The organism is Helicobacter sp. T3_23-1059, assembly GCF_053654515.1.
In genome coordinates, this window is record NZ_JBSIUV010000022.1 from 1 (window position 1) to 11,601 (window position 11,601).

Consider the following 11,601-nt stretch of genomic DNA (forward strand, 5'->3'; position numbering starts at 1 on the left):
TGACATTTTGTCTCCTTTTTTGTCTTTTTCAAAAAACCTAAGATTTAGATTTCTAAGTTTTAAAAAAAAAAAAAAAAAACGGCAAACAAATGAAAAAAAAAAAAATGCAAGAAAAAAAATGAGAGAAAAAAAGTAAAAAAATGTAAGAAATGCAACAAAGAATGTAAAAAAATGTGAAACATTTTGCAAAAATCTAATAATGAAATTTTTACGAGCGCAAAATCTACCCACCCAACAGATTGCAAATCCTTAGCCAAAGCAAAAACCCTCGTGCTAAGGGAGTGGGCTTTAAGAAGCATTGCCACTCTTTCAAGGAATGGAGAAATAACGCCGTCATTGCGAGCAAAACAAGCAAAGCGCAGTTTCTTTAGAAAAATCGTTAGATTTTGCGTGGGAATCTATGCTTTTTTATTATAGATTATAGATTTTGCTTACATAGCTTTGCTTACTCGCTTGCGCGCTAAAGTGCGACTTTGTAGCTGTGGGCTTGTGCCACGCGGGTTTTTAGCTTGTCAAAATCCGCTCGCAATGACAAAGCATATTTGGATTGCCACGATTTTGCGTTTTTATAAAAAATCACAAAATCTTTCGATGACAACAGTTATTGTCATACTAAGCAACAAATTAAGCGAAGTATCAAAATTATTTGACAAAAACGCATTATGTTGCAAAATCGCGCTATTTACAAAATTTAAGATTTTGGATACTTCGTTTTTTTAACGAAAACTAAGTCCGATAAAAGCCCAAATAAAAGTCAAATAAAAATCGCTAGGGAATTTTAAAAAGATTCCCTAGCATAGCGCAAGCAAAGCCATAAATCAAGGCTATGGAGTAAGGATATGAAGCAAAAATTCGTTCCTAGAAAAATCCTAGTTTATTGATGCCATAGCTTACAAGTAGGTTTTTGGTTTGCTGATAGTGCTCTAGCACCATTTTGTGTGTTTCGCGTCCGATTCCGCTTTGTTTGTAGCCTCCAAAGGCTGCGTGTGCGGGGTATGCGTGGTAGCAGTTTGTCCATACCCGTCCTGCTTGTATGCCTCGTCCAAAGCGATATGCGCGGTTTATATCCCTTGTCCATACGCCACTGCCAAGCCCATAAATCGTGTCATTTGCGATTTCTAGTGCTTCTTTGTCGTCTTTAAAGGTTGTGAGGGCTAGCACGGGACCAAAGATTTCTTCTTGAAAGATTCTCATTTTGTTATGTCCTTTGAAAATCGTAGGTTTTATGTAGCAGCCATTTGCTAGCTCGCCACCGCGATTGTCTCTCTCGCCACCGATTAGGCACTCTGCGCCCTCTTTTTTGCCGATGTCTATGTAGTTTAGAATCGTTTTTATTTGATTTTCATCGACTTGCGCTCCCATCATTGTTTCTGGGTCTAGAGGATTGCCTAGTTTTATCGCTTCTACGCGTTTTAGCACTTTTTGTATAAATTTATCATAGATTTTTTCGCTTACGAGCGCGCGAGATGGGCAGGTGCAGACTTCGCCTTGATTGAAAGCAAATAGCACAAGTCCTTCTATCGCCTTGTCAAAATATTCATCTTCAAAATCCGCAATATCTTCAAAGAAAATATTTGGCGATTTGCCTCCTAGCTCCAAAGTCGAGGGGATAATATTTTCTGTGGCAAATTGCATTATTTGCCGTCCCACGCTTGTAGAGCCTGTGAAAGCGATTTTTGAGATTTTGGGGCTTGTGGCGAGCGTCTTGCCTATTTTGCCACCACTTCCGTTGATGATATTTACCACGCCATCAGGGAGCAAATCCCCAATCACGCTAAATAGCACCAAAATACTAGCAGGTGTGGGGCTAGCAGGTTTGATAACAATGCAATTCCCCGCCGCAAGCGCAGGGGCTAGCTTCCACGCTGCCATCAAAATAGGGAAATTCCAAGGGATAATCTGCCCCACAACCCCTAATGGCTCGTGAAAATGATAAGCGATAGTATCTTTGTCAATCTCGCTTATCGCGCCCTCTTGCGCCCTTAATGCACCTGCAAAGTAGCGAAAATGATCAGCTGCCAAAGGAATATCCGCGTTTAGTGTTTCGCGGATTGGCTTGCCATTATCCCAAGTCTCTGCGTGCGCGATTAGCTCTAAATTTTCCTCGATTCTATCGGCGATTTTTAGGAGGATTCTAGCGCGTTCTTGTGGGCTTGTGTTTGCCCATTTGTCTTTTGCTTTGTGTGCGGCATCAAGCGCGTTTTGTATATCTTTATCGCTTGAGAGAGGCACTTTGCATAGCACTTCGCCAGAGATTGGCGTTTTGTTTTCGACATATTGTCCATCCACAGGGGGTACCCATTTGCCACCGATATAGTTTTCATATTGCTTGTCAAAGACATTTGCAATGGTTTTGTATTTGCTCATTTAGAGCCTCCTTTTTAAGTAGATTTTCTAGGAAATAGATTTTGCTTTTTGGCAATTTTGTTTTTGATATATTGCTTTAAAGAGTCAAATTTTCTAAAACCTAGTTAATGCAATATAACTCTCTAATGATAAATGATTTTATAATCATAGCAAAAAAATATGGAAAAATTTTTGTGGTTTGTTACAAAAAGTTGCGTTATGGTTTTGGCAGGGATTTTGGTGCGTGATGATTCCCAAAAACCCGCATAAAATGATACTTATAATGCGGAAAAAATGAGAATAAAGGCGTTGTAGATTTTGGCTTTTTTTGTTTTTCAAAAAACTAAGTAGCTAGATTTTATTATGCAAAATTATGCAAAATCTAGCTATTTTTTGTCGCTAAACCAGCCTTTGATTTTATGCAGTGTTTCTTCAAATACATTGCTATAAGGCTCGCCATCTACGCCAAAGCTAGAATGTAGCTTTTGTGCTAGCTCTTTTTGCTCGGCATTTAGCGAAGTGGGGTAGGTGATTTTCACTTGGGCGATTAGCCTGCCTTTGTGGGAGGAATTTACCTCTTTGATTCCCTCATTTGCAAAGACAAACCGCTCTTTATCCTTGGTATTTGGTGGGATATTTAGCTCTAGATTTTTCCCGCTTAAAGATGGGATAGGGATTTTTGCACCTAAAATGATTTGGGTAAAAAACACAGGCACTTCTATGTATATGTCGCTTCCGTGTCGCAAAAAATGCTCATCTTCTTTGACATATATCATTAGATACAAATCCCCCCTGCGCCCATTTTTTAGCTCATTGCCCTTGCCGCTAGCACGAAGCCTCATCTCATCATCTACTCCCGCAGGCACATCTATGTCAAATTCTTGTTTTTCTATGCTGTATCCCTCGCCATTGCAGGATTTGCAAGGGTTTGTGATGACAGCTCCTGTGCCTTTGCACCTATGGCAAGTCTGTCCAAATGCCATAATGCCGTGCCGAGTGAAAATCTGCCCCCTGCCTCCGCACTCTTTGCATTGCTCCTTTTTGCCACCCTCGCTACCGCTACCATTGCACGCTTTGCAGGATTTTTTATAATGCGTAGAGACTTTTTTCTTGCACCCAAAAACCGCTTCTTTGAAACTCAAATCAAGTCGCTCGATAAAATCCGCGCTATATTTTTCATCGCTCCTTTGCCCCCTGCCACCGCCTGTGCCAAATCCAAACGCCTGTCCAAAAATACTTCCTAAATCATCAAAAATCGAGCTAAAATCTGTCCCGCTAAATCCAAAACCTTGCTGCTCTAGCCCGTCTTTGCCGTATTTGTCATAGATTGCGCGTTTGTTATCATCGCTTAGCACTTCATAGGCTTCATTTATTTGTTTAAATTTTTCTTCAGCTGATTTGTCGTTTGGATTTCTATCGGGGTGATATTTTAAAGCCATTTTGCGATATGCTTTTTTGATGACTTCTTTATCCCCTGTGCGTTCGATCTCTAAAATCTCATAATAATCAAAACTTTCCATTTATGCTCCTGTTGTTGTTAAAATCTATCCTAAATTTTTAGCCATAAAGACTTGCCTAAAAAGCCTAAAATCTAGCAAAAATCTAAAATGCGATATTTAGCCCTAGATTTCCGCCATAAGAATATAGATTTTGCGCGATTTTGCCATTTGCTTGCAAAAATAGCCTAACGCTATGGCGCAACTTAAAATCTATCCCTACTAAAAGTAAGCCATAGCTACGATAGAGGTTATCATTCATCATTATTTGTGCTTGCCCGTATTCATTGATATTTATCACGCGCAAAAGCGGGTCTTTTTTGTCTATGCCAATGGTTTGGACAAAGCTAGGCGTAATGTAAAAATACGCGTTTTCATTGCCGATAAACTGCCTAAAATGCGCTCCTAGCTCAATGTGCGAATGCAAAGCGTAGTTTGACAAATCTAAGTCTTTTTTTTCAATGTTAAAAAGACTAGCAATGCTAAATTTTGAAAAAGGCTCGATAAAGCTGCCTTTTGTTTTTAGCGGAAAAACAAAGCCATAAGACGCTTCAAAATTAGTCGTGCTTGAAATTATGCCCTTGATAGAATCAAAATCCAAAAAGTTAAAACTTTGGGCAAGACGCGCTTTGATATGATGAGAATCGATAAAAAAATCTAAATATGCCCCAACGATTCCCGTGTGTGCTTTTGCAAGGCGTGCGCTTTTGCTTGTGGCGTCATTATACACATAGCTTATAAATGCTCCTACCCCGTATCGCTCGATTAAATTATCATAGCTAAGGTTTAGCCCGCCATAGGTTTGGTTTATGTGGTTTTGGTTTTTGTATTGATTTTGGGTAGAATCTATGTTTATTTGCCCGCCAAATGCGTTTAGATTTAGATTGTGCTTGGTGTCAAATCGCGTGTTGTATCGGGGCGTAAAAGTGGAGTAAGATTGCAATATGCTAGAATCTATCTCGCCAAAATCTTTAAATGGATTTGGGGTTAGATTTGTTTTTTGGGGTTGTAAGGAATCTAGTGCTTTTGTTTGGGTGGGCTTTGAGAGTGGATTTTGCAATGGATTTTGGTTTTGAGCTAGATTTTGTGCGATGCTTGACAGGGGCAATGACATAAAAAACGCTAAACAAGCGATAAGAACGGGGGATTTTAAGGTAGGTTTGGTAATAAAAAATGATAAAAGCATTAAATTCCTTAATGTCGAATTTTGTAATCTTTTGTTAAAATGTTTGCGTAAAAACTTGTGGGATTTTAGCAAAATATTATTTACAAAATCCACATAAAAAAGCGCAAAAAACACGAAAATTATGAAAATAAAGCGCGTGATAAAATGCGTAAAAGATTTTAAAAAGCGTGTGAAACAAGGCACAAAAACAAAATCAACAAAGTAAGGAGAATCAAAATGGGCATTGAGATAACTAGCAATCAAGAGGGAATAAAAGATTTTAGTTTGTGGTGTGATTTTATCGAGCGGGAGTTTTTGGAGCGTGATTTTAGCGCGCTTTTATCGCAGGGCAAATTTGTAGGGGCTACTAGCAATCCTAGCATTTTTGCTAGCGCGATTGGCAATTCTAGTGCGTATAAAACTGCGCTAAAAAATCTAAAAGGAAAAAGCGCGAAAGAAAAATATGAAGAGTTAGCCATCGCTGATATTGCGCTTGCAGCAGACAAGCTAGAGCCTTTGTATAGGGCAGATAAAAATTGTGGGCTTATCAGCATTGAGATCGATCCTCTGCTATGTGATGACATCAAAGCTAGTGTGAGTGAGGGGAGGCGACTATATGAGGCAATCGCAAAAGAAAATGTGATGATAAAAGTCCCTGCCACGCAAGCAGGATATGCCATAATGGGCGAGCTAGCAAAAGCGGGAATCCATATCAACGCTACGCTTATTTTTAGTAAAGAGCAGGCTAGGGAGTGTGTGCGTGTGCTAGATAAAAATCTACGCGGGGATTCTCGCGGGGTTATAAGCGTGTTTGTCTCGCGCTTTGATAGCGTGGTGGATACAAGCACACAGGCAAGAGCGATAAAATCTTGCTTTGTAGAATCGTTTGTAAAAGAGCTAGATTTTTTAGATTCTGCAAATTTGGCAAATTCTGCAAATTTGACAAAAAACTTGCCCTGCCCAGCACTTGGTGTGCTAAATGCGTTTGCCTGCTATGGCGAGATAGAGGAGGTGGGCAATCCGCACATTCGCACGCTTTTTGCCTCCACAGGCGTAAAGCTAGATGGGCTTAACAAAGATTATTACATTACCAATCTGCTAGCACCTCATAGTGTAAATACTGCGCCGCTAAGCACGATTGAGGCGTTTTGGGAATGTGCTAACAAAGTCGGAGGGTGCAAGGGGATTTTTTCGCCACTTTTAAAACAAAATGCCAAACAAAATGCGCTAGATTTTATCGCTAAGCTAAATCTAGGTGGCAAAAGCCTAAACCAAATCCAAAATACGCTTTTAGCAAATGGCTTGCAGGCTTTTAAAGAAGCGTTTTGTCAAATGCTAAAAGGGCTAGAGTGAGAATCTAGCTAAAATCTTTTATGTGAAATATTTGCTTAAAAATCTTTTTTTTTTTTTGCAAAATATTTCTAGCAAAGAATCTAAAATCTTTTGTTAATTCTTTAGAGTGTCTTGGGCGTTATTGCGCGGGTATAAACGCGCTATCATTTGTCGTAAAGATTTTGTTTTTATACTGCACTTGATTTGATTGGATTTGCTCTTCAAAATATCGCTTAAACCCGCGCTCATATAGCGATAATCCAAACTCCACACCGATACAAGTCGCATAGCTTACCCAATCATACTGCAAGTCGCTATTTAGCAATGTAGCGTATTCATTTAGCCGTGTGTCGCTATTTCCTATGGCATTTACCACAAAAAAGTTTTTTCTGCTTTGCGGGGTGCTAAGCTGTAAAATCGTGGGATTAAAATTTACTTGCGTGGATAAAAATCGCTTAGGCGTGCGCGTAGAATAGCGGATTTGAGATAGCAAAAGCCCGCTTTTAGACGCAGAGGTGTTTAGCAAAAGATTTGCCCCTGCAAAATAAGCGGACTCTTGGGGGAGGATTTTGGTAAAATTTGAAGCGTCTTGATTATTGATAGTGCGCTGTCGCAAAGGGTTTAGATGATATGAGCTAAAAAGGCTTGTAAGATATGAGCCAATTTGGCTATCATCGCCGTATTCTACGATACGCGCATCTTGCATAAGGGGAAGTAACATTTCAAGCTGTTCTTTGTAGCTAATCCCGCCAAAATACAGATTTCTAGGTGTGCTTTTAGAGATGCGCTCTTTGTTTATCGTGGGTATGTATGTGGGGTAAGAGATGCGCACGCTATCGATTAGATTTTCTACGCCTTGCTGGCTAAGTATGGCGATGACTAGATGAAAATCTGATATGCGATTGTAATGAGTTTTTAGATTGCGAGGGTTTTCATCGATACAATCAAACATTTCAAATTCATAATCTATGCCCCTAGCGATGAGGTAGGCTAAAATCGTGTTTGAAATATTTACCGAATACCGCCCCACAAGTTGCTTTGGGATAAATAGCGCGACTCTAAACGCGCTTTTTTTGCTTTTTTTGAAGTTTTGTTCATAGTCGTATTCTAGGACTTCGCTATCTTGTTGGGCTTGCGATGTTTGGGCAGATTGTGCGTCTGGGATTAGGTGTTTTCTTAGTTGTTTGGATTTTGGTTTGTCCGCACAGCCTGTGAGAAACATAGCCATACAGCAACATAAAGCTAACAATGTAAATAAAATCTTTTTAGAAAAAAAAGGATTTTGATTTTGTGTGGTTGCGTGATTTGCGTGGCGTGTGCGTGGCGTGAAGTGAAGTAGCATTTAGATTCTCCTTAAAGAGTGGTTTTAAGTAGGTTTTGTTAAAAAAATCTTGCAAAATTTTAATCAAAGTAAAATTTATCAAAATTTTGCAAGCTAGATTTTGTGGCGAATAAATATTGATTTTGCTAGATTTGGTGCGTGGCGTAAAGCGCGTATAAAATCTATCTCGCAAAAATCCGCTTAAAAATCGCTAATCATAGCACATTTTATCTAACCAATATTTATCCAATAATTTATCCCATACGGCGATAGCTTAACGCTTCTAGCAAATGCGATTTTGTAATCAAATCTTTGCCCTCTAAATCCGCTATGGTGCGGGATAGTTTTTTTAGCTTTTGGATACTTCTATGAGATAGGCTAAATCTCTGCGAGGCTTGCAAAAGTAGCGTTTGGCTTGCTTCATCAAGTATGCAAAATTCTTCTATTTCTTTTTCATTTAGCTTGCCATTTAGGTGTTTTTGCCCGCGTTTTATTTGCATTGAAAATGCGCTAAACACGGCTTCTTGCATAGTTTTTGAGCTAATACTTGGCTTTGCATTTTGCTCATTTTCTTGCATTTGGATAAATATATCGATTCTATCCAAAAACGGCTCACTAAGCCTTGCTTTGTATGAGGCGATTTCTTTTTGAGAGCAGCGACACTCTTTGCTTAGGCTTAGTAGATTCCCGCAGGGGCAGGGGTTTTGCGCACCGACAAAAAGAAACGAAGTGGGATAAGCGATTTTGCTATGCACGCGCGAGATGACTAGCTCATTATTTTCTAGCGGTTCTCTCAACGCTTCTAGCACTTCTTTTGCAAAATGAGGCAACTCATCAAAAAATAAGATTCCATTATGTGCTAGGGCGATTTCACCGGGTTTTGCTTCGCTTTGAGTAGCTGAACCTAAGATGGAGGATTTTGAGGCACTTTGGTGTGGATTGCGAAAGGGACGCAGGGGCGAGTAGTTTGCTTTTTGCCCGCTTAGGGTTTGGAGCTGGACACATTGCAAAATTTGGCTTAACTCCATAGGTGGCAAAATATAGCGCATTCGCTTTGCTATCATACTTTTACCACAGCCTGGAGAACCCTCTAAGATGATATTGTGCATTCCGCTTGCAGCGATTAGAGCGGCTCTTTTGGCGATTTCTTGTCCTCTCACTTCGCTAAAATCGTTTTCAAAATCCTGCGCGTAGTAAAAATCCATTCCATTTATATTTAGCGAAGCAAAATCTAGGCTTTTTTGTGGCAGTGGTGCTAGGGTGGATTTTGCCTCCAAATCTTGCATTATCTCTAAAGCCTGTTTTAGCGAGGAGGCATAAAAAAGATGAAGATTTGGGATATGACAAAAGAGATTTTCCCCTTCTTTTGGGACGATGACTTTGGCGTGTGGATAGCGCAGGGAAATCTCTAAAAGTAGCGGATAGATACTCTCACTATGGCGAATCGCCCCATCAAGTCCTAGCTCCCCAAAGGCAAACCATTTTTGCTCTTCATCTAGCGCATTGATTCCTTGCTTTTGCAGGGCGATAAGCAGCGCTATGGGCAAGTCAAAATGACTGCCAGATTTGGCAATATCCGCAGGGGATAAATGCACAGCGATTTTTAGCGGGGGAAATGTGAAATCGATATGATTTAGGGCGGATTGGATTCTTTGCTTGCTTTCTTGTATGGCGTTGTTTGCAAGCCCTGTGATGACAAAGGCGGGCAATGCGCGCACAAAAGTGGCTTGCACTTCGACTATCTCGCCACCAATGCCATTTCGCGTGGCACATAGGATTTTATTTACCATTGACTAAAATTTACCTTTTTAAGATTTTGATTTGAGGCTTTTTTTGAGACAAAAAGCAATTTAAGCGGATTATTTTTTGGGTTTAATCCAACTTAAAACAGCTATTAAGCGGTTGATTTTTTAGCATTTTGTGTCAAGATTTTATACAAGTCTTATTTTTTAAGTTGGGTATTATATCGAAATTATGCTTTTTTTAAATGCAGTGAAAGAAACCTCTTTTAGAATTTATTTGAAGTGGTTTAAGGTGGCATTTGCTTTGAAAAACCTTATTTTTTGTGGAGGCAATCTTTATGTGGGGCTTCATTGAACGCAAAACAAGCAAAGCGCAGTTTCTTTCAAAAAATTGTTAGATTTTGCGCGAGAATCTATTTAGATTTTTGCATTTGCAAGACTTGCAACGCTAAAATCTGCTTTTTCTTGATTTTGTATGTTTTGGCTTTTTAAGGAAGCGGGTGATTTGGATACTTCTAAAGATGTCCCATCCACTAGCCCACCCAGCAAAGGAGGGGGGAATAAGAGGTTTGCGACTTCGCAATTGGAGGGGGTAAATCTGTAATTGTAAAATTTCTTGTCATACAGGTTGTTGTGCTAGCTCTTTTTTGGCGTTTGATAGCATTAGTTTTATGCGGTTTTCTTGATTGACTTTTGTTGCGCTTGGGTCGTAGTCTATGGATATGATATTGCTTTGTGGGTTGCGCTGTTTGATTAGCTTTAGCATACCGCGTCCTACGATATGGTTTGGCAGACAGCCAAAGGGCTGCGTGCAGATGATATTATTTACCCCTTGTTCAAGTAGCTCTAGCATTTCGGCAGTGAGTAGCCAGCCCTCTCCCATACTCATTCCTTGAGAGACATAGCCATTTGCTAGGGTTTTGGTGTGAGAAAAGCTCGTAGGGGCGCGAAAAACTCCATTTCTTTTTATCGCTTTTATCATATCTTTTTGTCGCTTCAAAAAATACCAATACACCATTTGATAGATGATTTTTGTGCTAAATTTATCACCATAAAATCTATTTTCCACAAGCCTATCATTTATGCAATAAAGCCCAAAATCTAAAAATCCCGGGACAACCACTTCGCAGTTTTCTTCTAGTAAAAAGTCTTCCAAATTATTGTTGCCTAGTGGGGAAAATTTGATATAGATTTCGCCTACGATGCCGACTTTTACTTTTTGCACGCGCTTTTGCTCTATGCTAGCAAAATCTTGCAAAATCTCTTTCATATCGCGCTTTAAGATTTTATAATTTGTAAGCCCGCTTTTTATCTTGCTAGCCTTAGAGGCAAAATCTAATTTTGTTACGCGCTCTATCCACTTGCTTACCATTTTTTCTGTGTCGCCTTTATTTACCTCATAGGGCTTGCATTGGTTTGCCACGCACATTAGCAAATCCCCATAAATCATCGCATTTGTAAAATGCTTTAGCATTTGCCTTGTAACGCTAAAACCCTGCCCACTCTCTAGCCCGCTAAAGTTTAGAGAAATCACAGGAATAGCTCCAAAACCAGCCTTTATCAGTGCTTTTCGCAAAAGATGGATATAGTTGCTAGCCCGACAACCACCGCCTGTTTGCGTGATGAGAAGCGCGACTTTTTCTAAGTCGTATTTGCCACTTTTTAGCGCGTCTATCATCTGTCCGATGACAAGCAATGCAGGGTAGCAAGTATCATTATGGACATTTCGCAAACCCTCATCGACTACGCCTTTGCCATCATTATGCAAAAGCTCGGCTTTATACCCGTGCAAATGCAAAATATTCACCAAAAATCGAAAATGTATAGGGAGCATCATCGGCACTAAAATCGTGTGCGTTTTTTTCATCTCTTTGCTAAAAGGGACTTTGATATTTTCACGCACATTTTTTGGGTTTGGATTTTGGTTTTGCAGAGATTGTTGCTCGCTCCATCGTTTTATGTTTGGTAGTTTTTGCGGTAGGCTATGGCTTAAATCTTGGAATTTTTTAAGGGCGTTTTTGGGATTTGGCAGGGAATCTAGCGATATAGAATCTAAGGGGAGAGAATCTAGCGGTAGAGAATCTAGTAGGGTTTTTGGGCTTGGAAATGGATTTGTTAGATTTTTAGATATGCTTTGTTTCATTGTGGCTACTCCTTTGCTAAATGTTTGTGTAAAAAAATCTTAGCTAGATTTTGCGT

Annotated in this window: 10 protein-coding genes; 3 read left to right on the plus strand and 7 right to left on the minus strand. The window is 39.7% G+C overall.

The genetic code is table 11. The features are described 5' to 3' along the window. Positions 1-183 precede the first annotated feature (183 nt). Entirely contained in the window at positions 184-417 is a 234-nt protein-coding gene (locus ACWIX0_RS07475) for a hypothetical protein (RefSeq protein ID WP_454173284.1), read from the plus strand. A 174-nt stretch (positions 418-591) separates the two neighbouring features. After that, the gene (locus ACWIX0_RS07480) at positions 592-720 is read left to right on the plus strand and encodes a hypothetical protein (RefSeq protein WP_454173286.1); all 129 of its coding nucleotides are present in this window, start codon (positions 592-594) and stop codon (positions 718-720) included. Positions 721-858: 138 nt separating this feature from the next. On the opposite strand, the gene exaC is transcribed toward ACWIX0_RS07480, so the two are convergent. From exaC to ACWIX0_RS07495, 3 genes are all read right to left on the minus strand, one after another. After that, positions 859-2,367 (minus strand): acetaldehyde dehydrogenase ExaC, encoded by a 1,509-nt coding sequence (gene exaC, locus ACWIX0_RS07485; RefSeq protein WP_454173288.1) that lies wholly within the window; start codon positions 2,365-2,367, stop codon positions 859-861. A gap of 365 nt (positions 2,368-2,732) precedes the next feature. After that, a complete protein-coding gene (gene dnaJ / locus ACWIX0_RS07490; RefSeq protein WP_454173290.1) occupies positions 2,733-3,866 on the minus strand; it encodes a molecular chaperone DnaJ in 1,134 nt (377 codons plus the stop codon). Positions 3,867-3,948: 82 nt separating this feature from the next. Beyond that, positions 3,949-5,028, minus strand: coding sequence for a hypothetical protein (locus tag ACWIX0_RS07495; protein WP_454173292.1), 1,080 nt, complete (start codon positions 5,026-5,028; stop codon positions 3,949-3,951). A gap of 216 nt (positions 5,029-5,244) precedes the next feature. On the opposite strand from ACWIX0_RS07495, the gene tal reads away from it, so the two are divergent. After that, complete coding sequence (gene tal / locus ACWIX0_RS07500) at positions 5,245-6,360, plus strand: transaldolase (RefSeq protein WP_454173294.1); 1,116 nt, start codon at positions 5,245-5,247, stop codon at positions 6,358-6,360. 118 nt (positions 6,361-6,478) lie between these two features. Here tal and ACWIX0_RS07505 read toward each other — a convergent pair whose 3' ends face one another. The 4 genes from ACWIX0_RS07505 to ACWIX0_RS07520 all read right to left on the minus strand — a co-directional run bounded on the left by ACWIX0_RS07505 (position 6,479) and on the right by ACWIX0_RS07520 (position 11,545). Further along, a complete protein-coding gene (locus ACWIX0_RS07505) occupies positions 6,479-7,681 on the minus strand; it encodes a hypothetical protein (RefSeq protein WP_454173296.1) in 1,203 nt (400 codons plus the stop codon). After that, positions 7,605-7,853 carry a hypothetical protein gene (locus ACWIX0_RS07510; protein ID WP_454173298.1) on the minus strand — a complete coding sequence of 83 codons (249 nt, stop codon included), beginning with the start codon at positions 7,851-7,853 and terminating at the stop codon, positions 7,605-7,607. Before ACWIX0_RS07510 ends, ACWIX0_RS07505 begins: the two co-directional genes overlap by 77 nt. 61 nt (positions 7,854-7,914) lie before the next feature. After that, the gene (locus ACWIX0_RS07515; protein WP_454173300.1) at positions 7,915-9,450 is read right to left on the minus strand and encodes a YifB family Mg chelatase-like AAA ATPase; all 1,536 of its coding nucleotides are present in this window, start codon (positions 9,448-9,450) and stop codon (positions 7,915-7,917) included. A 571-nt stretch (positions 9,451-10,021) separates the two neighbouring features. Then, positions 10,022-11,545: a 2-hydroxyglutaryl-CoA dehydratase gene (locus tag ACWIX0_RS07520; RefSeq protein WP_454173302.1), complete on the minus strand. Its 1,524-nt coding sequence runs from the start codon at positions 11,543-11,545 to the stop codon at positions 10,022-10,024. Between the last annotated feature and the right edge of the window lie 56 nt (positions 11,546-11,601).